Annotated in this window: 19 protein-coding genes; 8 read left to right on the forward strand and 11 right to left on the reverse strand. The window is 67.2% G+C overall.

Features of this window, described 5'->3' with window-relative positions; all coding sequences use genetic code 11:
* Positions 1 to 2: 2 nt before the first annotated feature.
* The 4 genes from AC1RBA_RS04415 to AC1RBA_RS04430 are packed head-to-tail and all read right to left on the reverse strand — an operon-like array spanning position 3 to position 6,224.
* Positions 3 to 1,577 (reverse strand): MBOAT family O-acyltransferase, encoded by a 1,575-nt coding sequence (locus AC1RBA_RS04415; RefSeq protein WP_492416828.1) that lies wholly within the window; start codon positions 1,575 to 1,577, stop codon positions 3 to 5.
* A complete protein-coding gene (locus AC1RBA_RS04420; RefSeq protein ID WP_492416830.1) occupies positions 1,567 to 2,640 on the reverse strand; it encodes a glycosyltransferase family 4 protein in 1,074 nt (357 codons plus the stop codon). Before AC1RBA_RS04420 ends, AC1RBA_RS04415 begins: the two co-directional genes overlap by 11 nt.
* A gap of 2 nt (positions 2,641 to 2,642) precedes the next feature.
* Positions 2,643 to 4,124 carry an oligosaccharide flippase family protein gene (locus AC1RBA_RS04425; protein WP_492416832.1) on the reverse strand — a complete coding sequence of 494 codons (1,482 nt, stop codon included), beginning with the start codon at positions 4,122 to 4,124 and terminating at the stop codon, positions 2,643 to 2,645.
* A gap of 15 nt (positions 4,125 to 4,139) precedes the next feature.
* The gene (locus tag AC1RBA_RS04430; protein ID WP_492416834.1) at positions 4,140 to 6,224 is read right to left on the reverse strand and encodes a glycosyltransferase; all 2,085 of its coding nucleotides are present in this window, start codon (positions 6,222 to 6,224) and stop codon (positions 4,140 to 4,142) included.
* A 138-nt stretch (positions 6,225 to 6,362) separates the two neighbouring features.
* Here AC1RBA_RS04430 and AC1RBA_RS04435 point away from each other — a divergent pair, with 138 nt between their 5' ends.
* Positions 6,363 to 7,661 (forward strand): putative O-glycosylation ligase, exosortase A system-associated, encoded by a 1,299-nt coding sequence (locus AC1RBA_RS04435; RefSeq protein ID WP_492416835.1) that lies wholly within the window; start codon positions 6,363 to 6,365, stop codon positions 7,659 to 7,661.
* Positions 7,658 to 8,593 carry a polysaccharide deacetylase family protein gene (locus tag AC1RBA_RS04440; RefSeq protein WP_492416837.1) on the forward strand — a complete coding sequence of 312 codons (936 nt, stop codon included), beginning with the start codon at positions 7,658 to 7,660 and terminating at the stop codon, positions 8,591 to 8,593. Before AC1RBA_RS04435 ends, AC1RBA_RS04440 begins: the two co-directional genes overlap by 4 nt.
* Here AC1RBA_RS04440 and AC1RBA_RS04445 read toward each other — a convergent pair.
* The 3 genes from AC1RBA_RS04445 to AC1RBA_RS04455 are packed head-to-tail and all read right to left on the reverse strand — an operon-like array spanning position 8,502 to position 13,305.
* Entirely contained in the window at positions 8,502 to 10,448 is a 1,947-nt protein-coding gene (locus AC1RBA_RS04445; RefSeq protein ID WP_492416839.1) for an asparagine synthetase B family protein, read from the reverse strand. The genes AC1RBA_RS04440 and AC1RBA_RS04445 overlap by 92 nt on opposite strands.
* Positions 10,445 to 11,704, reverse strand: coding sequence for a pyridoxal-dependent decarboxylase, exosortase A system-associated (locus AC1RBA_RS04450; RefSeq protein ID WP_492416841.1), 1,260 nt, complete (start codon positions 11,702 to 11,704; stop codon positions 10,445 to 10,447). The genes AC1RBA_RS04445 and AC1RBA_RS04450 overlap by 4 nt, the downstream gene beginning before the upstream one ends.
* Positions 11,701 to 13,305 (reverse strand): acyl-CoA ligase (AMP-forming), exosortase A system-associated, encoded by a 1,605-nt coding sequence (locus AC1RBA_RS04455; RefSeq protein ID WP_492416843.1) that lies wholly within the window; start codon positions 13,303 to 13,305, stop codon positions 11,701 to 11,703. The genes AC1RBA_RS04450 and AC1RBA_RS04455 overlap by 4 nt, the downstream gene beginning before the upstream one ends.
* Positions 13,306 to 13,490: 185 nt before the next feature.
* On the opposite strand from AC1RBA_RS04455, the gene AC1RBA_RS04460 reads away from it, so the two are divergent.
* From AC1RBA_RS04460 to AC1RBA_RS04485, 6 genes are read left to right on the forward strand one after another with little or no spacing between them, the layout of a single operon-like run.
* On the forward strand, positions 13,491 to 14,246 hold the full coding sequence (locus AC1RBA_RS04460) for a GNAT family N-acetyltransferase (RefSeq protein ID WP_492416844.1): 756 nt from the start codon (positions 13,491 to 13,493) through the stop codon (positions 14,244 to 14,246).
* Entirely contained in the window at positions 14,225 to 14,470 is a 246-nt protein-coding gene (locus AC1RBA_RS04465; RefSeq protein ID WP_230503384.1) for an acyl carrier protein, read from the forward strand. The genes AC1RBA_RS04460 and AC1RBA_RS04465 overlap by 22 nt, the downstream gene beginning before the upstream one ends.
* Entirely contained in the window at positions 14,467 to 15,324 is an 858-nt protein-coding gene (locus AC1RBA_RS04470) for a hydrolase 2, exosortase A system-associated (protein ID WP_230503386.1), read from the forward strand. The genes AC1RBA_RS04465 and AC1RBA_RS04470 overlap by 4 nt, the downstream gene beginning before the upstream one ends.
* On the forward strand, positions 15,321 to 16,217 hold the full coding sequence (locus tag AC1RBA_RS04475) for a hydrolase 1, exosortase A system-associated (protein ID WP_492416845.1): 897 nt from the start codon (positions 15,321 to 15,323) through the stop codon (positions 16,215 to 16,217). The genes AC1RBA_RS04470 and AC1RBA_RS04475 overlap by 4 nt, the downstream gene beginning before the upstream one ends.
* Positions 16,211 to 17,512: a glycosyltransferase gene (locus AC1RBA_RS04480; RefSeq protein ID WP_492416847.1), complete on the forward strand. Its 1,302-nt coding sequence runs from the start codon at positions 16,211 to 16,213 to the stop codon at positions 17,510 to 17,512. The genes AC1RBA_RS04475 and AC1RBA_RS04480 overlap by 7 nt, the downstream gene beginning before the upstream one ends.
* Positions 17,509 to 18,207, forward strand: coding sequence for an ABC transporter permease (locus tag AC1RBA_RS04485; RefSeq protein ID WP_492416849.1), 699 nt, complete (start codon positions 17,509 to 17,511; stop codon positions 18,205 to 18,207). The genes AC1RBA_RS04480 and AC1RBA_RS04485 overlap by 4 nt, the downstream gene beginning before the upstream one ends.
* Here the strand turns inward: AC1RBA_RS04485 and AC1RBA_RS04490 are convergent.
* The 4 genes from AC1RBA_RS04490 to AC1RBA_RS04505 form a co-directional block, all read right to left on the reverse strand.
* On the reverse strand, positions 18,194 to 18,931 hold the full coding sequence (locus AC1RBA_RS04490; RefSeq protein ID WP_070288304.1) for a hypothetical protein: 738 nt from the start codon (positions 18,929 to 18,931) through the stop codon (positions 18,194 to 18,196). The genes AC1RBA_RS04485 and AC1RBA_RS04490 overlap by 14 nt on opposite strands.
* Positions 18,932 to 19,069: 138 nt before the next feature.
* Positions 19,070 to 19,516, reverse strand: a complete 447-nt coding sequence (locus AC1RBA_RS04495; protein ID WP_070288303.1) for a DUF6678 family protein — start codon at positions 19,514 to 19,516, stop codon at positions 19,070 to 19,072.
* On the reverse strand, positions 19,516 to 20,745 hold the full coding sequence (purT, locus tag AC1RBA_RS04500) for a formate-dependent phosphoribosylglycinamide formyltransferase (protein ID WP_492416851.1): 1,230 nt from the start codon (positions 20,743 to 20,745) through the stop codon (positions 19,516 to 19,518). The genes AC1RBA_RS04495 and purT overlap by 1 nt, the downstream gene beginning before the upstream one ends.
* Before the next feature lie 106 nt (positions 20,746 to 20,851).
* A complete protein-coding gene (locus AC1RBA_RS04505; RefSeq protein WP_070288302.1) occupies positions 20,852 to 21,349 on the reverse strand; it encodes a VOC family protein in 498 nt (165 codons plus the stop codon).
* Positions 21,350 to 21,410: the final 61 nt, after the last annotated feature.

The following is a 21,410-nucleotide window of genomic DNA, read 5'->3' on the forward strand; positions in this document are numbered from 1 at the left end:
GCTCAGAACTGGAAGTAAAGAAATTCGGTGACGCGGTTCATGCCGAAGATGCAGGCGACGAACAGCGCGGCCAAGCCCACGCTCCAGCGGGACGTGGGCCGCCAGCTGAACGCCCAGCGCCCCGCAGGCTGAAAGATTCTTTCAATGGCAGGCTCGTAGAGAAAGAATATTTCTTGCGTGTTCGGCGCCTTGAAAGCCAGCAGCATCGCCGCCAGCAACACAGGCAAGCCGGGACCGGCCAGTTCGATCCAGCGGATGCCGTCGAATGCGGGCTGCCAGCCCCATTGCGCCAGGCTGGACGCGTGGCTGGCCAGGCCGCGCGGCAGGCTCACGCCATTCGCGCCCACCAGCGCGCCGCTTATATCCCAGGCCGTGGCCACGTCGGGCGCGCGGAAGAAGATCCAGGCCAGCATGACGGCAAGAAAAGTCAGGACGCCGGGCCACCAGCGCAGCCAGCAGTACCCCGGTGCCGCGCCGAAGAGCCGCTGCCACGCCTGCTGCAGCACCAGATACAGGCCGTGCAAGCCGCCCCAGATGACGAAGGTCCAGCCGGCGCCATGCCACAGGCCGCCCAGCAGCATGGTCAGCATCAGGTTGCGGTAACGCATGACTTCGCCGCGCCGGCTGCCGCCCAGCGGGATGTATAAATAGTCGCGCAGGAAACGCGACAAGGTCATGTGCCAGCGGCGCCAGAAGTCGGCGATGTTGGCCGCCTTGTACGGCGAGTTGAAGTTCAGCGGCAATTTCACGCCGAACAGGCGCGACAGGCCGATGGCCATATCCGAATAGCCGGAAAAATCGAAATACAGCTGGAAGGTGTAGGCCAGCACGCCGATCCACGCTTCGATCAGGGTCGGCTGGGCGCCGGCCGCGAAGACGGGGATGGCCAGCGGCGACAGGTTGTCGGCGATCAGCACCTTTTTTGCCAGGCCGATGGTGAAGATCGACAGGCCGACGGCGAAATTGGCGGCGCGCGGATGGGCATTGGCCGGATCGGCGAACTGCGGCATCATGTCGCGGTGGTGCAGCACTGGGCCGGCGATCAGGTGGGGAAAATAGCTGACGAACAGCACATAATGGATGAAACGGTATTCGCGCACCTCGCCCCGGTAGCAATCGACGAGGAAGGCGATCTGCGTGAAGGTAAAGAACGAGATGCCGATCGGCAGAATGATGTCGAGACCGTGCCACGGCAGGCCGGCGGCGTCGGCGCCTGTGGCCACGGCGACGGCGGTCACGCTGTCGATGAAGAAATTCGCATATTTATAGTACGCGAGCAACCCCAGGTTCAGCGCCAGCGCCGCCACCAGCACGCGCTTGCGGGCCGCGCCCGCGTGCGCGCCGATCAGCCGCCCCGCGCCGTAATTGACGCAGATCGACGCCAGCAGCAGCGGCAGATAGCGCACGTCCCACCATGCATAGAAAAACAAAGACGCGAGCGCCAGCCACGTCGCGGGGGCCAGGCGGCGCCAGCTGGCGGACGTGCCGGCGGCAGGTGCCAGGCGGTCCAGCAGAAAATAGCCGGCCAGCACGATGGGCAGATAGCCGAACAGAAAGGCGAAGGAGTTAAACAGCATGTTGCCTCCTGGCAGGCAGCGACTGCGCCTGGTAGTAACAATCGACGATCTGCGCCGCCACCCGCTCCCACGTAAAACGCTCCACCAGCGCCTGCACACGCGCGCGTTCGGGCGGCTGCGCCAGCAGTTCGAGGATGGCCTGGCGCTGCGCGGCGCCGTCGTCCCAGCGCACCTTGCGCAGCGCAAACGCGGAATCGGGCAAATCGAGCGCGCTTTGCGCCGTCATGACGACGGGCGTGCCGGCCGCCAGCGCTTCGAGCACGCTCAAGGGAAACACTTCGCCCTGGCTGGGCAAGGCCGCCACAGCCGCCGCATGGTAGGCGCTGGCCAGCAGCGGGTCGGCGTGGTCAAGCGCGCCGAGCCAGCTGACGTGCGGCAAGTCCAGCAATTGCTGCAGATACGCCTGCTGTTCGCGCGGCGCGGCGCCGATCAGCACCAGGGGCAAGCCGGCGCCGGCCAGCGCCTGGGCCAGGCCCAGCTGGTTTTTATACGGCGAAATGCTGCCCACCATCAGCGCGAACGGCCCGGCGATGCCCGTCTCGCGCAGGAACAGGTCGCCATTGGCCGTGAAGAAATGCGGGTTGATGCCGTTCGGCAAGACGTGGATGGCGTCGCCCCCCAAGCCAAAGCCTTGCACGATAGCGTCGCGCTCGGCCTGGCCCAGGGCGATCACCACATCGGCCAGCTGCAAGGCGCGCCGCGTTTGCGCATAGCTCGTTTGCACCATCCATTCCGTCAGGCGCCCGGCCAGGCGGTCGGCCAGCCGCGCACGCCAGGCGCTCGCGCGGTTCCAGCTGGGCGCCATCAGCGGCGACAGCACCACGGGCACGCCTTGCTCACTGGCCATTTCCATGATGCGGTAAGTGCCATTGCTCGCCGAAAACACGTGCAACACGTCGAAATCGGCCAGCCGCTCATGGTTGGCGTCCACCAGCTGCACCTCCAGGGGCCGCGCCGGCTGCTTGGGCAACCGGTTCAGCGCGGCAATGGTTTCGCGTACCTGAATCTGCAAGCCGCCGTCGCGCTGGAACAGCATCGGGTAGGACAAGATACCGACACGCATGGTCATCCTTTCGTGCATTTGACGGCCAGCCAACGGCCGGCCAGCTTGCGTTGCAATAACAGAAATTCGCCAGCGAGCTCATGCTTCAACAGGAACAGACCGGCCAGCCAGCACAGCAAGGTGACCAGCGCCGTGCCTGCCAGCGCCAGCAACGCCGGCGTATCGGCAGGCAGCCACAGCAGCGAAGCGACGGGCGCGACGGCGCTAAAGCCGCAGAGCAGCAGGCTCTTGCGCAAGGCCCGCGCCAGGATGCGCCAGTCGAGTGCGCTCAAGCGCCGCAGGCAGCCGTAATTGAGCCAGCTGCGCAGCACGTTGCTGAGCACCACGGCCCAGGCCACCGCTACCAGGCCGAACGGTGCCGCCGACAGCAGCAGCGCTACTTTGATGGCGCCAGCCCAGGCATCGAGCCGCACCTGCGCATGCAGCTGGCCCGTCGCCACGAACAGGTAGCGGGCCATGCTGAACATGCTATACACGGCCGAGGACAGGCACATGATGCGGATCAAGGGCACACATCCGATCCATTGCGTGCCGTACAACACCTTGACCAGGGGCAAAGCCATGCAGGCGAGAAAGAGAAAAAACGGCCACGCGAGCGCCGTCATGTAGCTGATCGTACGCAAATACACGCGTTCCGCTCCCCCCTGCCCGCCTTGGCCGCCCCCTTCCCGTGCACGCGCCGCGAACAGGGGAAACACGACGGGAGAAATCGCGCTGGTAATGGCCTGGTTAAAGATATTGAGCACGCTTTGCGCCTTGCCGAACAGGGCCAGGCTTTCAATGCCGATCAGCTTGCCGATGATGAGGTCCGGCGCCGCCACGCCCGCCTCGTCGACGAGGCCGCCCCCCGTCGCATACGCGCCAAAGCGGGCGATATCGCCCATGCCGCGCCGTCCCGGCAGCCACGGCAGTTCGCGGGGCCGTACCAGCAGGCTCACCAGCAGCGAAGCGCAGGAACCGGCCAGCGCCGCCCACACCATGCTCATATAACTGTAGCCCTGCAGCGCCAGCAGCACGGCCACCAGCAGGTTGACGACGCTGTTGGCCGCATTGATAGCGTAAATGGCGCGAAAGCGCAGCTGGCGACGCAGCATCGGCAAGGTCAAGGCGCTGAACGGAATCAACAGGAAATTGACCGACAGCAGCCGCAGCACCAGGGTCAGCCGTGGTTCGCCATAGAAATGCGCGAGCGGCGCGCTGGCCAGCAGCACCAGGGCCGCCAGCAGCCAGGCGACGAGCAGGCTGGTCGCCAGCGCGGCCCGCAGTTTCACGGCATCGAGCCGCTTTTCCTGGATCAGGTATTGCCCCACGCCAAAGTCGCGCACCACTTGCGCCAAGGCCACCAGCACGGCCCCCAGCGAATACACACCGACCTCGGCCGGCGTCAGCAGACGCGACAGCACCATGGTGGCGATGATGCCCAGCAGCAGCACCGTGTATTTTTCGGCAAACGAAAAGAAAAACGAATGGCGGGTGGCGCTCATGCGGGCCGCCCGCGCCTACACCAGGCCGGCGTAAAATGCGCGCAGCTGGCGTTCCAGCCGCGGCATCGAATAACGCTGCACGGTTTCCTCGCGCGCCAGCCGTCCCATGCGGGCGCGCCGGGGCGCGTCCATCAGCAGCTGCGCCACGGCCGCGCAGGCGGCGTGCTCGTCTTCAAGCGGCAGCAATAGTCCGCCTGCGCTGTCGTGCAGGATATCGTGCGTGCCCGGCACGTCCGTCCCCACGGCCGGCACGCCGCAGGCCATGGCCTCGATGGTGGCGATGCCGAAGCCCTCGTTCTTACTCAGCAGTACATGCAGGTCGAAGGCCGGCATCAGCAGCTCGACGCGCTGCCGGAAACCGGCAAACACGACTCTGTCCTGCAAGCCCGTCTGCTGCGCCTGCAGCCGCAGCATCGCTTCCAGCGGCCCCGTGCCGACCAGCACTAAATATAAGTGGGGAAACTGCGGCGCCAGCCTGGCGAACAGGTCCAGCAGCGCTTGCGGACGCTTTTGCGCAGACAATCGCGCCACGCAGCCGAGCACGAGCGCGTCCGGCGGCAGCCCCAGCTGCTTGCGCGCCAGCATCCGCCGCTCGGGCGAGACGATGAACGTGTCCGTATCGACGCCATTGGGAATGACGGCCAGCCGCGTTTCCGGGCTCAGCATGTCGCGGTACAGGTCGAGGAAATGCCGCATGGCCGACGGCGACACGGCATATACGCCTTTGACGGTGCGGAATGCTTCCTGCAGCCGGGGCCGCTGCCAGGCGCTGAAGGCTTCCAACGGAAACGCATTGTGCACGCTGATCACGGCCGGCAGCCGGCATTGCCGCGCCAGCCACAGGATGGACGCGCCGTAACTGGTCCAGCAGAACGCCACGTGGACCAGGTCCGGCCGCAGCCGCCGCAGCCGCCACGCGCCCGTGACCCTGGCGCGCAGCCAGTTCCAGCGCCGCCAGGCCCAGTGTTCGATAAACAGGGGCGGTTCATACACGCGCACCTGCAGATGCTGCGCACGCAAGCCTTGCACCCAGGCAGTAAAACCGGGAAAGCGCCGCAGCGCCAGCACGCTGTCGTAGCCGTTCGCGGCCAGCATGCTCGCCTCTTGCGCCATGCGCAGCTCCATGCCGCCCAGCTCGCCCGAATAACTGCTGATGACGATGCGCGGCAAGCGTTTTCTACGTCCGCGCCACGCTTCATGGAAAAATCCGCGCAGCCAGGCCCGTTCCCACTGGCGCAGGAACAGGTCGGCGTGGTCGCGCCGCAGCCAGGCCCGCACGGCGCCGAGCGTATCGCGCACGTATCTGCCCAGCATCCAGCGCGGCACGCCCAGCAATTCCACGCTGGGCGCCAGGGTCGCCAGCCGGCACTGGCCCCGGCCGAACAACATGGCGCGGCGCAGTATCCAGGCGCGCTGCACTTGCGGGGCGCGGATGATGTGCGCCACCCGCGCTTGCGGACAGAACCAGGACGGATTGCCGGCCGCATGCATCTCCAGGTTGAGCCGGGTTTCGCTGCCCATGGCGTAATTGGCACCCTGCGGGCCGATGCTTTCGTCATAACGGGCGCCCGCCTCGAAGATGCGGCGGCGTATCGCCATGTTGGCGCCCCACACAAGGCCCGGATAGATGGGGGCGTCGCGCAAATCGGGGCTGGTGATGCCCCACGTCAAACCGACCGGGGTCAGGCGCAGCAGCCAGTCCGCCGGCTGCTCGCGCCAGGCGGGCACGATGGCGCCGCCGAACAGGGCATAGCCGGGGTGGGCACGCGCGCAGGCCTGCAAGCGGCACAGCCAGTCGTGCGCGGGCATGGCGTCGTCGTCGCCAAAGACGAATAGCTCGCTGCCATCGCCGCCCAGGCGCAAGGCGTGCTCGACGGCGCCATTCAGGGCGGGACTGCGGCCGCGCCGCGCCACGTGGACGGAACTCAGGGGCAAGCGGCCGCGGAAGGCGGCGATCACCCGGGCCGTGGCATCCGTGCTGCCATTGTCGGCGATGACGAGGCGCCAGCCGCCCACGGGCGGTCGCAAGCCCATGTAGGCGCGCAATACCTGGGGCAAGGTGCCGGCGCCATTGTAGGTCGCCATGAGAACGGTCAACAAGGACATGCCTCCTTGGTCTTACCATGACAAAACTATGTACTACAGCAGTGTTGATCCAGTGTACTGAGCCTGTCCGCCAGCCCGTTGACAGGCATCAAGACCTTGCCAACCCGGGCACAACCAGGAGCGCCCCCTTTCATGCGCGACATACTGATTACCATCATCATCCTGGGCTCCCTGCCCTTCATCCTGAAGACGCCGGCCATCGGCGGCCTGATGTGGGTCTGGGTCAGCGTGATGAACCCGCACACGCAGGGCTGGGGCTTTGCCACCCACATGCCGTTCGCCTTCATCATCGCCATCGCCACCCTGATCAGCCTTGCGATGACGCGCGAGCCGAAAAACCTGCCGCTCACGCCCGTCAGCGTGCTGCTGCTGCTGTTCGTCGCGTGGATGAACGTCACGGCGCCGTTTGCCCTGCTGCCCGAGTCATCGTGGGTGCAGTGGAACAAGGTCATGAAGATCATGCTGATGAGCTTTGTGATCATGATGGTGATACGCACGCGGCGCGACATCGTGCGCCTGGTCTGGGTGCTGGTGGGTTCGATCGGCTTTTATGGCGTGAAAGGCGGCATCTTCACCATCCGCAGCGGCGGCACGGAACGGGTATGGGGGCCGGAAGAAACGTTTATTGGCGACAACAACGCGTTGGCCCTGGCCCTGATCATCACCATCCCCCTCATGTATTACCTGCAGCAAAACACGGAGAAACGCTGGGTGCGCCATGGATTGTCCGGCGCCATGCTGCTGTCGGCCCTGGCCGCGCTGGGCTCGTATTCGCGCGGCGGGCTGCTCGCCATCGCGGCCATGGGCCTGTTCATGTGGCTGAAAAGCGACCGCAAGCTGGTCCTGGGCGCGCTGCTCGGTGCGGTCACGCCGCTGCTGCTGGCCTTCATGCCCGAGCGCTGGGCAGAACGCATGGACACCATCAATACCTACCAGGACGATGTATCCGCCATGGGCCGCCTGAATGCCTGGCGCATGGCCTGGAACCTGGCGCGCGACCGCTTTCCCGGCGGCGGCTTCGACGTCTCCGACGCCGCCATCTTTGCCCGCTATGCACCGAACCCCATGGACGTGCATGCGGCGCACAGCATCTATTTCCAGGCACTGGGCGAACACGGCTTCGTCGGCCTGCTCATTTATCTGGCGCTGGGCGTCGCCACCTGGCGCACGGCGGCCGTCATCATCCGCCGCACGCGTGGCCAGCCGGAATTGCGCTGGGCGCACGGCCTGGCCACCATGAGCCAGGCCAGCCTGATCGGCTTTGCCGTGGGCGGCGCCTTCCTCAGCCTGCTGTACTTCGACATGCCGTACTACCTGATGGCCGCCCTGATCGCCACGCGCATCGTCGTCGAGCGCGAATTGCGCGCGCCGGCCCCGACATCGCGCCAGGCCAGGGTCAAGACCCCGTCCGCCATCGCGGAGCAGCCATGACGGCCACCCTGTCCATCCTGATCTACCACCGCGTGCTGGCGCGGCCCGACCCGCTGTTTCCCGGCGAAGTCGATGCGGCGCTGTTCGAGCGCCAGCTGCGCCTGTTAAAGCGTTTTTATGCGCCGCTGCCACTCAGCGAGGCCGTGCAACGCCTGCAAGATGGCAACTTGCCGCCGCGCGCCGCCTGCATCACCTTCGACGACGGCTATGCGGACAATGCGCAAGTCGCGCTGCCATTGCTGCAGCGCCACGGCTTGCATGCCACGTTTTTTATCGCCACGGACTACCTCGATGGCGGGCAGATGTGGAACGACACGGTGATCGAGGCCGTGCGCCAGGCGGCCGGCCTCCAGCTGGATTTGCGGGAACTCGGCCTGGACTGCCTGCCCGTCGCCAGCCTGGCGCAGCGGCAGGCGGCCATCGCCGCCTTGCTGGGCCAGCTCAAATACCTGCCGTTCGAACGGCGCCAGCAACTGGCCCTGCAGATCCGCCGCCAGGCGGGCGCCACGGCCGGGCCGCCAGCCATGCTGAGCACCGCGCAACTACGCCAGCTGCAGGCGGCCGGCATGGGGCTGGGCGCGCACACGGCCAGCCACCCGATTCTGTCCACCTTGCCGGACCAGGCCGCGCAGCGCGACATCGCCGATGGCAAGCACCGGCTGGAAGACTTGATACAAGCGCCCGTCACCGTGTTTGCGTATCCGAACGGCAAGGCCGGGCGCGACTATGGCGCGCCGCACGTGGCGATGGTGCAAAAGCTGGGTTTCCAGGCGGCCGTGGCGACGGACTGGGGCGTGGCGCGCCCCGGCGCGAATCTTGACTTGCTGCAGCTGCCCCGCTTTACGCCGTGGGATCGAGGACGCCTGGCGTTTCTGTGGCGCTTGCGGCAAAACCGCCGGCAAGCGCACCCAGCGCGCCCGGGTGCTGGCTGAGCCACTGCTCCAGCATCAGCAGCAGCCACACCATGGTGCCGTGATAGGCCGGGTGTTCCGCCAGCAAGCGCCCCTTTAAATCGTCGATGAAAGCGGGCCGCACAATGCCGCGCCCGCGCAGCTGCGTGAGGTTGTCGAACGCAAACTCGCGCAGCGGCGCGTGGCTGTGCAGCCACAGGCCGAAAGGCAAGCCGAAGCCGTGCTTTCGCTTGCGCACGATGGCCGGCGGCAGGATTTCCGCCAGCGCCCGCTTGAAGAAGGGCCGCAGCCGCCTGCCGTCGAGCTTGTCCCGCGGCGCCAGGCGCGACGCAAACGCCACCATCGCATCGTGCAGGAAGGGAAACGCCGCTTCCACGCCGGCCAGCTCGCAGGCCTTGCGCACCTTGAACAGGTCGTTGTCGGCCAGGGTAAAGCGCATGTCCAGGGCCAGCAGCTCATTGATCTGGCTCAATCCCTGGCCTTGCCGCTCCCAATACGCGCCATTCACGCAGCCGGGCGCCATGCCCGGGTCGATGGTGTCGATGAAGCCCGCCTCCAGCACCGTGCGGTAGCCATGGCGCAGCAGCAGGTTGTAGCCGTCGAGCCTGGCCGGCAGCGGCAGGCTCGCCTGCTCGATGTAGCGGCGCGCCTTGTCGCCCAGCCGCCAAGGCTTGCCCCTTTGCTGGCGGAAGAGCAGCGGCTCGAGGATGGCCTGGCGCAACATGACGGGCAAGCGCTCGTACTGCGACAGCAAGGCCTGGTACGCATAGCGCTCATTGCCGCCAAACAATTCATCGCCGCCGTCGCCGCCCAGCAGGCGCGTGATGCCATCGTCGCGCGCCATCTGCGCGCAATAGTAAGCGGGAATGGCCGAGGCGTTGCCGAAAGGCTGGTCGAAGATGGCCGCCATGGCGGGAATCGCGGCCAGCACGTCGGCTGGCGTCACGTAGCGTTCGTGGTGGATGCTGCCCGCATGGCTGGCGGCCAGGCGCGCATACGCCATTTCGTCATAGCCGGGCGCGTCGAAACCGATGGAATAGGTGCGCGCGGGCCGGCCCGTCACCTGCCTCATGATGGCGGCCACGGTGGAACTGTCCGTGCCGCCGCTGAGAAACGCGCCCGTGCTGGCGCTATCGTTGCCCAGGCTGCTTTCCACGGCCAGGCGCAACAGGCGCAGGAATTCCTGCTTGTTGCTGGCGAAGGTGGCTCGCCTGCGCCACGATGCCGGCTCGTGGAAGGCCAGTTGCCAGTAGCTGCCCTTGCATTGCTTGCCGCCCCGTACATGCAGGTATTCGCCGGGCAACAATCGCTGCTGGCCAAGATAGGCCGTGGCCGGGCCGGGCACCATGTGGAAGTACAAATAATGATACAGCGCTTGCGGATCGAGCGCGCCCCGCACGGACGGATGGGCCAGCAAGGCATCGAGCGAGGAAGCAAAGAACAGGCCCTGCGCATTGCCTGCATAGCTGAGCGGATGCATGCCGGCGCGGTCCACGGCCAGCAGGGCCGAGCCGGAAAAGGCGTCGAGGATGGCCAAGCAGAAAGGACCGGACAGGCTGGCGCAGGCCCCCACGCCCCGGCTCAGCCACAGTGACGCGAGGCGGCACGCCACATCGTCGGCCGAACCGTCGAGCATGGGCCGGCCCCAGATAGCCACTTGCAAGCCATCCTGTTGATACACGTGGCGGCTGCCGTCGATTGCGGCCACGGCCACGCCGCCCACTTCGCTGAGGCTGGCGGCCTGCGGCGCATTGTCGAAGCGCGACAGGGGCACAGCCATGCCGGCCAGCGCGGTGGACGCGGCGCCATCGGCTTCGGCGGTGGCCGGGCCCGCAGCGCCGCCCGCCGCAGCCAGCCAGCCGCACAGGCCGCTCATACGAGCACCTCGGCCGGCAGCGGATGACCGAGAAACGCCGTCGGGCTAGCCGTCAAGCCATACGCGCCCGACTGGAACACCACCACCAGGTCGCCCTCCTCGGCGCGCGCCATCTCCATCTGGTCGGCCAGCAAGTCCAGCGGCGTGCACAGCGGTCCCACGACGGACACCACTTCGCGCGGCCCGCCGTGCAGCCGGTTGCCGATGGCGACCGGGTAATTCTTGCGGATCAGCTGGCCAAAATTGCCGGAAGCGGCCAGGTGATGGTGCAAGCCGCCGTCCGTGACGAGAAAGACCTGGCCATGCGACACCTTGCGTTCAAGCACCTTGCACACATACACGCCCGCCTCGGCCACCAAATAGCGGCCCAGCTCCAGGTTCAGGCGCACGCCGGGCGCTGCCTGGTCCAGCAGATCGAGCTGCCGCTGCAAGCCGTCCGCGACGTGCGCCAGGTCGAGCGCCTGGTCGCCGGGAAAATACGGCACGCCAAAGCCGCCGCCGATATTCAGCGTGCGCAAGGGCGACGGCGCGCTGTCGGCCAGTTGCAGGGCCAGTTGCACGCTCATGGCCTGCGCGTCGGCCAGGGCGGTGGCAGACAAGCTTTGCGAGCCCGCATACAGGTGAAAGCCGTGAAAATCCAGGCCCAGCTGGCCGATGCGGCCCAGCAACGCCGGCACGCGGGCCGCATCGACGCCAAATGGCTGCGCCCCGCCACCCATGCGCATGCCCGTGCGGCGCAAGGCGAAATCGGGATTCACGCGCACGGCCACCCTGGCCGTCACGCCCAGCCGTTCGCTGGCCAGCGCCGTCTTTTCCAGCTGGGCGCCCGATTCCAAGTTGATCAGTACGCCGGCGGCCACGGCCCGCGCCAGCTCGCCATCGCTCTTGCCCGGCCCCGCAAAACTGATGCGTTCGGCCGGCATGGGCGTATCGAGCGCCGTCGCCAGTTCGCCGCCCGAGGCCACGTCAATGCCATCGACCAGGCCCGCCAGCCACTGCACCACGGCCGGCATGGGATTGGCCTTCATCGCATAATGCACATGCACGCCGGCGGGCAAGGCAGCGCGCAACTCGGCCACGCGGCGCGTGATGTGCACGCGGTCATACGCGTAGAACGGCGTGCTGCCCACCCGCTGGGCCAGCCGGCGCAAGGGCACGCCGCCAACCTGCAGCATGTCGTTTTCCACGGCGAACTGCTGGCCCAAGGCCGCGTGCAACGGTAATTCCGTACTGTTCGAGCGAATCAAGTCCTTCATGTCGCATCTCCTGAGTGGACCGCATACGCCTGCGCCAGTTCCCTGGCCAGCAAGGGACGGTCGATCTTGCCGTTCGGGTTGCGCGGCAGCACGCCGTCGCGGATTTCCACCCACTGCGGCACCATATAGCTGGGCAGGCGGGCGCGGCAGGCGGCCAGCACCTTGTCGCGCAGCAATTCCACACCGGGTGCGGGCGTGACAAGCAAAGCGATGGCCTGGCCCAACACGGCATGGGGCAAGCCCAGCGCGGCGGCCTCGCCCACCAATCCGCTCGCATACACGACTTCCTCGATCTCGGCCGGGCTGACCCGGTAACCCGACGTCTTGATCATGTCATCGCTGCGCCCCACGAAATACAGAAAGCCCTCCGCATCGCGGCGCACGGTGTCGCCCGACCAGACGGCCAGTTCCGGCAGCACCAGGCCGCTGGCCTGCGGCGGCAGCGGCTTGAAGCGCTCGGCCGTGCGCGCCGCATCGTTCCAGTAGCCGAGCGCCACCAGCGCGCCACGATGCACGAGTTCGCCCGGTTCGTCGGCGTCGCAGACGCTGCCGTCCGGGCGCAGCACCAGCACTTCCGCGTTGGGAATTGCTTGTCCGATGGAATCGGGGTGCCGCTCCAGCTGTTCCGGCGCCAGATAGGTGGAGCGGAACGCTTCCGTCAAGCCATACATCAGGTAGACCTGCGTGCGCGGCAACGACTGGCGCAGCTTGTCCAAGGTGGAGCGCTGCATCACCCCGCCCGAATTGGTGATGTAGCGCAAGGGCGTGGACAAGGGCCAGCTCAGCTGCGACAGCTGCACCCACAGGGGCGGCACGGCGGCCAGGCCCGTGATGGTTTCCTGCTCGACGGCCTCGACGATATCGCGCAGCAGCAGATAATTCATCAGCACGGCGCAGGCGCCGCTGGCAAACGCCGTCGTCAGCTGGCTCAGGCCGTAATCAAAGCTGAGCGGCAGCACGCACAAAATCCGGTCTTCCGGCGTATTGCGCAGATAGCCCGACACGCTGAGCGCGCCCGCCAGCATGTTGCGGTGCGACAGCACTACGCCTTTCGGCCGCCCCGTGCTGCCCGAGGTATAAAGAATGGCCGCCATGTCGATGTCGATCGCCGCGTGCGGCCTGGGCGCGGGCGCCGCGGGCACATTGGCGGGCACCGCGGACCAAGGCAGCACGCGGACCTTGCCCAGGCTGGACTCCGCCGCCCCTTCGCCCGTCAGCAGCACCGTCTGCAAGTCCGGGCAGGCGGCCAGCGCGGGCCCCAGCTGCGCCAGGCGTTCGCGCGAGGTGACGAGGATGGCCACGTTGCAGTCGGCCAGGATGTACGCCACTTGATCCGGCTTGAGCAGCGGGTTGACGGGCACGAACACGCCGCCGGCCGCCGCCGCGCCAAACATGGCGCTGACGTTTTCCGGGCGCTTTTCCAGGTACACGGCCACGCGCGCGCCGCGCTGCAAGCCCAGGGTCAGCAGGGTAGCGGCCGCTTCGCGCACGGACTGCGCCAGCGCGTCATAGCTCAATTGCTCGCCCTGCCACGACAGGGCCGGCGCGTGTGGCATGCGCTGCGCCGTTTCGAAGATCAGATCGTGTATCAGTGTCGCCATCGTTTCATCCCGGGTTGTCATGATTGCCATGCATTCCCCTATGATTGGGACAAACGGCCACAACGGTCTTGATTTTGATCAATTAACAGTTTCAGCAGCACAGCTTGAGCCGGCGCAACATCGGCCCCCGGCCGCTGCGTTCTAATGGACAGCGTTGGCTGCATAGCCGCCCCATCCGTTCGCCCATGTCCGTGCTCCCGCATTTTTCCTTGCCGCAAAGGCTGGCCGCCAGCATCGCCCAGCTGGGCTGGCGCGACAGCGCGTGGCTGGCCGTGGCGCGGCTGCTGGAAAGCGTGCCGGGCGGGCGCTGCGCGCTGTACCGCTATCAATTCGTGGCGCAAGCAGTGGCGCCCGGCTCGCTGTGCCGCGGGCGCGGCCGGTCGATCGCCGTCGCGCCTTGCCTGACGGAAGCGGACTTGCCGCCCGGTCCTGCACGCCGCCCCGGCGTGCTGGCCGAACGCTACCGGCAAGGCGCGCAATGCCTGGTGGCGCGGGACAAGTCCGGCATGGTTGGCTGGATCTGGCTGCTGCGCCACGGCTGCCAGGAAGACGAGGTACGCGCCCGCTATGCGCTGGCGTCGCAGCAATCGTCGTGGGATCTCGACGTGTGGGTGCATCCCGAGCAGCGCGGCGGCCTGGTCTTCGCGCGCCTGTGGGAAGAGGCCAACGCCGTGCTGTACGCGCAGGGCGTGCGCTGGTCGTGCAGCCGCATCTCGCGCTTCAACCGCGCCTCGCTGGGCGCCCATGCGCGCCTGGGCACGCATGCGCTGGGCACGGCCACTTTTCTCCGCTGCGGGCGCTGGCAATGGATGGCCGCCAGCCTGCCGCCGTATCTGTACCGGTCGCGCCGCCCCGACGACATCCCCTGCCTTGCCTTCGATACGTCGTCCCTGCCGCACTACCCTTCCCTGGAGCTGACATGCCGCATCTTGAAGCAGTAAAACGCATCCTCGACACCACCCTGGGCTTGAACGGGCGCGCGCTGGAAGCCCACACGCCGCTGCTGGGCAGCGTGCCGGAACTCGATTCGATGGCCGTGATCAGCGTGATCGCCGCGCTGGAAGACCATTTCGGCATCCTCGTCGCCGACGACGACATCCACGCGCGCCACTTCGCCACCGTCGGCACCCTGCACGATTTCGTCTTTGCCAAGCTGCGACCATGAACAGCGCCGCCATCGCCCCCCTGCCGCTGCTGCCCTTCTTCCTGCCCGCCAGCGGCGGCCAGCGCTACTGCCTGCTGCACCTGCCGTCGCCGGGCCGCAGCGCGCGCGGCGGCATCGTGTATGTCCACCCGTTCGCCGAGGAACTCAATAAAAGCCGCCACGTGGCCGCCGCGCAGGCGCGCGCCTTTGCCGCCGCCGGCTACAGCGTGCTGCAGATCGATCTGTTCGGGTGCGGCGACAGCAGCGGCGACTTTGGCGAAGCGCGCTGGGACATTTGGCACAACGACCTGCACCTGGCTTGCGCGTGGCTGGCGCAACGCGTTGACGGCCCGTTGACCGTCTGGGGCTTGCGCCTGGGCGCCCTGCTGGCCCTCGATTTCGCCAGCCGCGCGCCGCTGCCGCTGGCCCGTCTGCTGCTGTGGCAACCGGAACTCGATGGACGGCGCGTCATCGACCGCTTCCTGCGCCTGCGCCTTGCGTCGGGCATGCTGGCCGGAGGCGCACGGGAAGCGCCCGGACATGCGCGCGCCGTGCTGGCGAATGGCAAGCCTGTGGAAGTGGCGGGCTACCTGCTGGCGCCAGAACTGGCGCACGCCATCGACAGTGTCAGCGCTTCCGCCCTGCTGCCGTCAGTGCCCGTCTACTGGCTCGATTACCAGGCGCCGGAACACAGCGCCCCGCCCTTGCCGCCGCTGGCGCGCGAATGGCGCGAGCACGGCGCCGCCGTGCACGTGGCCAGCTTCGGCGACGGGCCGTTCTGGCACAGCGGCGAGCTGCTGGCGTGTCCGCAACTGCTGCACGCCACGCGGCTACTCTGCCGCGACTGGCTCGACGAGGAAAGGCAGCCGCCATGAAGCGCGACAGCAGCCAGCAGCACCTCGCAGGGCACAGCGTGCGCGAGCTGGCGCTGCGCTTTCGCAGCGCGGCTGGCGGCCCCGGTGACGACGAGGCGCACGCGCACATGGTCGGCATCCTCAGCCTGCCCGCCGCGCCCGGCCCGCGCGGCATCTTGATCGTCACGGGCGGGCCGCAGTACCGGGTCGGCAGCCACCGCCAGTTCGTCCTGCTGGCCCGCGCCCTGGCCGCGCAAGGCTGGCCCGTGCTGCGTTTCGACCTGCGCGGCATGGGCGACAGCGAGGGCAGCGCGCGCGACTACCGCGCGGCCGGCCCCGACATCGCCGGCGCGCTGGCGCAATTCTTCGATGCCGTGCCATCGTTGCGCGAAGTGGCGCTGTGGGGCTTGTGCGACGGTGCCACGGCGGCCGCCTGCCATGCGCCGCGCGACGCGCGCGTCAAGGCCCTGGTGCTGCTCAACCCCTGGGTGCGCAGCGGCGCCGGCCTGGCGCGCGCCACCTTGCGCCACTATTATTTGCCGCGCCTGCTGAAAGGCGCGTTCTGGCGCAAGCTGGCGGGCGGCGGACTGCAGCTGGGCGCCAGCCTGGCGTCGCTGCGGCAGGTGGCGGCCGCCACGCAGACACCGGCAACAGAGGAAGACGATGCGCCAGCGCCGGCCCTGCTGCGGGCGCTGACCCAATTCCAGGGCAAGGTGCTCTTGATTCTCAGCGGCGACGACCTCGGCGCGCGCGAGTGGCAAGCGCTGGTCGCTGGCGACCCGGCATGGCTCGGTGTCACCGCGCGCGTGCAATGGACGCAAGCGCAGGTCGAGGGCGCCAACCACACGTTCGCCAGCGCCGCCTGGCGCGGCGCAGTGGAACAGCTGTGCGCACGGTGGCTGCAGTCATGGTAAAGACCTCACCGAACGCGGCCCGACCGAACGCGGCCCGACCAAAACGGGTGCTGATGGTCGCCTACCATTTTCCGCCACTGGCCGGCGGCAGCGGCATCTTGCGCACCCTGGGCTTCGCGCGCCATTTGCCCGACTGCGGCTGGCAGCCGCTGGTGCTCAGCCCCAGTCCTGTCGCGTATGCGCAGCGTGGCGATGCACAGCTGGCGCGGATCGGGGAGCACGCCACCGTGCGGCGCACCCTGGCGCTCGATGCGGCGCGCCATCTGGCCATCTCCGGACGCTATCCGCGCTGCCTGGCCCTGCCCGACCGCTGGAGTTCCTGGTGGCTGAGCGCCGTGCCGGCCGGCCTGCGCATGATCCGCGAATACCGCCCCGACGCCATCTGGTCGACGTATCCGATCGCCACGGCGCACCTGATCGCGCTGACCCTGCAAAAACTCAGCGGCCTGCCGTGGGTCGCCGACCAGCGCGATCCCATGCTCGATGACAGCGACCCGCTGGCGCCGTATCCGCCCGAGCCGCGCCTGCACCGCATGCATGCGTGGATCGAACAGCGCATCGCGGCGCGCAGCGCGGCCATCGTCTGCACCACGCCGGGCGCCATCGATGCGCACCGGCGCCGCCTGGCGCAGCTGGCGCGCGAGCGTTTCCACCTGATCGAAAATGGCTACGATGAAGACGGTTATCCGGACAGCCCTGCGCACACGGGCCACCGCAGCCGCTTTTTGCTGCTGCACAGCGGCGTGATCTACCCGTCGGAGCGCGACCCGCAGCCGTTGTTCGAAGCCCTGGCCCGGCTGCGCCACGACGGCGTACTGCATGCACGCAATTTCCAGCTGGTGCTGCGCGCCACGGGCCACGATGCGTGGCTGGCGGGCCTGCTGGCGAAGTACGGCGTCCAGGACCTGGTCAGCCTGGAACCGTTGCAGCCGCACGGCGCGGCGCTGCAGGAAATGCTGGCCGCCGACGGCTTGCTGCTGCTGCAGGCGGCTAACTGCAACGCGCAGATTCCCGCCAAGCTGTATGAATACCTGCGCTGCCGCCGCCCCATCCTGGCGCTGACCGACCTGGCGGGCGACAGCGCGGCCAAGCTGCGCCACTGCGGCATCGACACCATCGGCCAGCTGGCCTCAAGCGGCGACTGCGCGCGCGCGCTGCTGCGCTTCCTGGAACTGGCCCGCCAGGGCCGCGCGCCGCTGGCCAGCCCCACGGCCATCGCCCTGCAATCGCGGCAAGCCCGCAGCAACGCCCTGGCCGATGTGCTGGACCAGGTCAGCCACAGGAGAACAGCATGAAGCACCCGATACTTGCCTGCACCCTGGCCGCCTGCTGCGGCATGGCGGCGGCCGAATGTCCGCCCTACGTCAAGCGTACGCCGGGCGGCGACTACACGAGCGCGGAAGACCGCGACGGTCTGTCCGTGATTGAGAAATTCCATTTTTCGCGTGCCGTGGAAACGCTCACGCAAGGCATGACGGGCAGCCTGGGCGCCGACATCAGCTACACCCTGGAGCACTTCCCGAACCACCACCGGGCGCTGGCGTCGATGGCCAAGCTGGGATTGCGGCTGAAAAGCGCGCAGCCGGTGGGCGCCCGCTACACGGTCAGTTGCTACTTCGAACGGGCGATCGCCTTCGCGCCGCACGACGTGACGGCGCGCATGGTGTTTGGCAACTACCTGCTGGCCACGGGCCAGGATGCGATGGCGCTGGAACAGCTGGATGCGGCCAGCCGCCTGGCGCCCGAGCAGGCCACCATCCAGTACAACCTGGGCTTGATGTATGTGAAAAAGAAGGAATACGAGAAGGCCAGCGCGCATGCGCAAAAAGCCTATGCGCTGGGCTTCCCCTTGCCGGGGCTGAAGAACAAGCTGAAGGCGGCGGGCAAGTGGCGCGAGCCGCCGCCGGCGCCGGCCGTCGTTGAAGCGAAGGAAGCACGGAAAACCGAGGAACCGGCCGTGCCGCCGGTCGAAGAACCTAGCGGGGAATGACGGCCGGCCGCTGGGCCACGCTCCAATGCCCCGTCGGCGAGGCGGCCAGCGCGGCAGCCAGGTCGCGCCGCGATTGCGCCTTGTCGGCGGCCTCGCTGATGAACGCCAGTTCGGCCGGCTGCAGCGCGGTGACAGCGAGCAGCATCACTTCGCCATATGGCGTATCGAACGATGGCGCGATGCTGCTTGCGCCCTGGGCCAGCAGCACGCCCACCTGTTCGTCCTCGTCTTCGAGGCCTGCCGGCGCATCGCGCACGTCCAGCACCATCGAGACGCTGCCGTGGCGCTGCACCAGCAAGTCGATGGAGCCATGGTCAGCCACGTTCTGGCTGACCTGGTAGATCAGGTCGAACAGCCACGATGCCTGCACCGCATCGCCGTCGAAGGCGGACAGCGGCGCCTCGATGCACACTTCCAGCAGGTGGCCGCGCGGCACAAACACGTCGTCGTCATCCTCGAACGGATCGCTCAAGCCATCGCTGGCGATGATGATGGTATCGGCCCGGCGGATCACCCTCCAGGCCTGGCGCAGCGATGGCCAGCGGGGGCCTCCCATGAAGGCCGGGTTGACCAGCGGCGCCAGCACGTCAGTGTCTACGGTGCCCAGGGTGGCATAAAAGGCGTCGCGCGCGGCGCAAGCCGCGGCCAGCATTTGCGCGCCCGCTTCCTTGCCGACGACGGCGTCGTCCGGTTGCGGTACTTGTGGAATATCGTTTTCAGGCATGTTATCAATCTATTATTTACGACACCTGACAAAACCGTAGCGAGCGGAAGGGAGAGGTGGCTAAGAAGCGCAACCGTACTCTAGTACGGTGAGCATCGCAGGCCGCCTATACCGACGCGCAGTAGGGTTGGTCGGGTGTCAATCAGCAGGAGGGAAATCGTGATAATTGCGGGGCAGATAGCCCCAGATGCGCGCCACCCGGTCCCGCACCTCGAAATCGAAGCCGATGCGTTGGAGCTCCGGCACGATCCACACGCCATGGTCGATGATTTTCTTCGGCAGCAGCATGGCCACGTGTTCTTCCGAGTACAGGCTGATGTCGAACCATTCCACGCCCAGGAACGGGAACGGCGGGTGGTAATCCCATTCCGTGTCCCAGCGCGACACGTAGCCGGACACGGAACCGTAGCGGTACGACGGCACCCAGTCGGTCCGCCCGCGCATGAAGGCCAGCAGTTCGTTCCACTTGCAGTCGTTGGCGGCGCCGGCCAGGTTGCGCCGCGCGATGTGGCCGCGCAGCTTGCGCTTGATGTCGTCGCCGCCGGCGTCGGCCAGCGGCAGGCTGGCGTGCGCCGCCAGGGCCATCAGCGGGCCACCGGCTTGACTTTGGACGCGGCCAGCACGGCGCGCTGGCGGGCCGTGTCGATATCGTCGGCCGTGGCCAGTGCCACGCCCATGCGGCGGCGGGCGAACGATTCCGGCTTGCCGAACAGGCGCAAATCGGCGCCCGGCACCTTCAAGGCGTCGGCCACGCCTTCGAAGGCGATGCCTTTCGCTTCCAGCTGGCCGTAGATGACGGCCGAGGCACCGGGCGAACGCAGCGCCACGTTGACGGGCAAACCGAGGATGGCTTTCGCGTGCAGCTCGAATTCGCTCTGCACCTGGCTGGCCATCGTGACCATGCCCGTGTCGTGCGGACGGGGGCTCACTTCCGAGAACCACACCATGTCGTCCTTGACGAACAGCTCCACGCCGAACAGGCCCAGGCCGCCCAGGTTGTCCGTCACCTTGCGGGCGATCTCGCGCGAACGCTCGAGGGCGAGCGGCGCCATGCGGGCCGGCTGCCACGATTCCACGTAGTCGCCGTGTACCTGCAAGTGGCCGATCGGCTCGCAGAACTGCGTTTCGATCTGCCCCGAAGCACCGACGGCGCGCACCGTCAGCAGGGTGATTTCGTAGTCGAAGTCGATGAACCCCTCGACGATGACGCGGCCCGTATCGACCCGGCTGCCGCTGGCCGCATACGCCCATGCGGCGTCCACGTCAGCGGCGCTATCGAGTTTGGACTGGCCCTTGCCCGACGACGACATCACGGGTTTCACCACGCACGGGAAGCCGATCTCCTGGCAAGCGGCCTGCAACTCCTGCAGGCTGCTGGCGAAGCGGTATGGCGACGTGGCCACGCCCAGGGTTTCGGCCGCCAGGGTGCGGATGCCCTCGCGGTTCATCGTCAGCACGGCCGCGCGCGCGTTCGGGATGCACGTGATCTGCCCGGCCGCTTCCAGCGCCGCCAGGGTGTCGGTGGCGATGGCTTCGATTTCCGGCACGATCAAATCCGGCTTTTCCAGGTCGATCAGGGCGGCCAGCGCCACGCCGTCGCTCATGTCGATCACGTGCGAGCGGTGCGCCACGGGATGGCCCGGCGCGTTCGGATAGCGGTCGATGGCGATCACTTCCACGCCCAGGCGCTGCAGCGCAATGATCACTTCCTTGCCCAGTTCGCCGGAACCCAGCAACATGACTTTGATGGCGGTGGAAGACAGCGGTGTGCCGAAAGTGCGGGGAGCGATGGTGCTGCTGGTGCTGATAGTCATGGGCAGGGTCAATCTGGCAATGGAAAGATGGCCGGAACTATAGCAAATGCCGGCCATCTTGGACAGGGTGCGCCGCTGGCGTGCGCCCCCTGCCCCGCGTGACAGGCTAGCCCGCGTACGCGCGCTTGATCTGCTCGATGTCGATCTTTTTCATGCCCATCATGGCCTTCATCACGCGCCCGGCCTTGACGGGATCGGGGTCGCCCAGCAGCTTGATCATCAGGGTGGGCACGATTTGCCACGATACCCCGAACTGGTCTTTGAGCCAGCTGCATTGCTGCGCTTCCGGCGGCCCGCCCCGGGACAGCAGGTTCCAGTAGTGGTCGACTTCATCCTGGGTTTCGCAATTGACCTGGAACGAGATCGCTTCGGAAAACTGGAATTGCGGCCCGCCGTTCAAGCCCGTAAACGTCTGGCCATCGAGTTCAAAGGCCACCGTCAGCACGCTGCCCGGCTCCTGGCCGTGGATTTCCTTGCCTTCCTCGCCATAACGCAGGATCTGGCCGATCTTCGAATTGGGAAATATTTCCGTATAAAACCGGGCCGCCGCCTCGGCGTTGCCGTTGAACCATAAACATGGGGTAATCTTTTGTACGCTATGCATGATGTCTCCCTAGTCCGAAACAGGAACGCCTTCCCTGTGCGGGAAGGACCGCCACCAATAT

Source organism: Janthinobacterium sp. GW823-FHT03B06 (assembly GCF_058796955.1).

What these genes read in the sequence shown, in the direction of transcription:
- AC1RBA_RS04480 (WP_492416847.1), top strand. Translation starts at nt 16,211, where the DNA reads ATGGTAAAGACCTCACCGAACGCGGCCCGACCGAACGCGGCCCGACCA.
- AC1RBA_RS04415 (WP_492416828.1), bottom strand. Translation starts at nt 1,577, where the DNA reads ATGCTGTTTAACTCCTTCGCCTTTCTGTTCGGCTATCTGCCCATCGTG.
- AC1RBA_RS04445 (WP_492416839.1), bottom strand. Translation starts at nt 10,448, where the DNA reads ATGAGCGGCCTGTGCGGCTGGCTGGCTGCGGCGGGCGGCGCTGCGGGC.
- AC1RBA_RS04435 (WP_492416835.1), top strand. Translation starts at nt 6,363, where the DNA reads ATGCGCGACATACTGATTACCATCATCATCCTGGGCTCCCTGCCCTTC.
- AC1RBA_RS04450 (WP_492416841.1), bottom strand. Translation starts at nt 11,704, where the DNA reads ATGAAGGACTTGATTCGCTCGAACAGTACGGAATTACCGTTGCACGCG.
- AC1RBA_RS04420 (WP_492416830.1), bottom strand. Translation starts at nt 2,640, where the DNA reads ATGCGTGTCGGTATCTTGTCCTACCCGATGCTGTTCCAGCGCGACGGC.
- AC1RBA_RS04455 (WP_492416843.1), bottom strand. Translation starts at nt 13,305, where the DNA reads ATGGCGACACTGATACACGATCTGATCTTCGAAACGGCGCAGCGCATG.
- AC1RBA_RS04440 (WP_492416837.1), top strand. Translation starts at nt 7,658, where the DNA reads ATGACGGCCACCCTGTCCATCCTGATCTACCACCGCGTGCTGGCGCGG.
- AC1RBA_RS04425 (WP_492416832.1), bottom strand. Translation starts at nt 4,124, where the DNA reads ATGAGCGCCACCCGCCATTCGTTTTTCTTTTCGTTTGCCGAAAAATAC.
- purT (WP_492416851.1), bottom strand. Translation starts at nt 20,745, where the DNA reads ATGACTATCAGCACCAGCAGCACCATCGCTCCCCGCACTTTCGGCACA.
- AC1RBA_RS04505 (WP_070288302.1), bottom strand. Translation starts at nt 21,349, where the DNA reads ATGCATAGCGTACAAAAGATTACCCCATGTTTATGGTTCAACGGCAAC.
- AC1RBA_RS04465 (WP_230503384.1), top strand. Translation starts at nt 14,225, where the DNA reads ATGCCGCATCTTGAAGCAGTAAAACGCATCCTCGACACCACCCTGGGC.
- AC1RBA_RS04470 (WP_230503386.1), top strand. Translation starts at nt 14,467, where the DNA reads ATGAACAGCGCCGCCATCGCCCCCCTGCCGCTGCTGCCCTTCTTCCTG.
- AC1RBA_RS04495 (WP_070288303.1), bottom strand. Translation starts at nt 19,516, where the DNA reads ATGGCCCTGGCGGCGCACGCCAGCCTGCCGCTGGCCGACGCCGGCGGC.
- AC1RBA_RS04490 (WP_070288304.1), bottom strand. Translation starts at nt 18,931, where the DNA reads ATGCCTGAAAACGATATTCCACAAGTACCGCAACCGGACGACGCCGTC.
- AC1RBA_RS04485 (WP_492416849.1), top strand. Translation starts at nt 17,509, where the DNA reads ATGAAGCACCCGATACTTGCCTGCACCCTGGCCGCCTGCTGCGGCATG.
- AC1RBA_RS04460 (WP_492416844.1), top strand. Translation starts at nt 13,491, where the DNA reads ATGTCCGTGCTCCCGCATTTTTCCTTGCCGCAAAGGCTGGCCGCCAGC.
- AC1RBA_RS04475 (WP_492416845.1), top strand. Translation starts at nt 15,321, where the DNA reads ATGAAGCGCGACAGCAGCCAGCAGCACCTCGCAGGGCACAGCGTGCGC.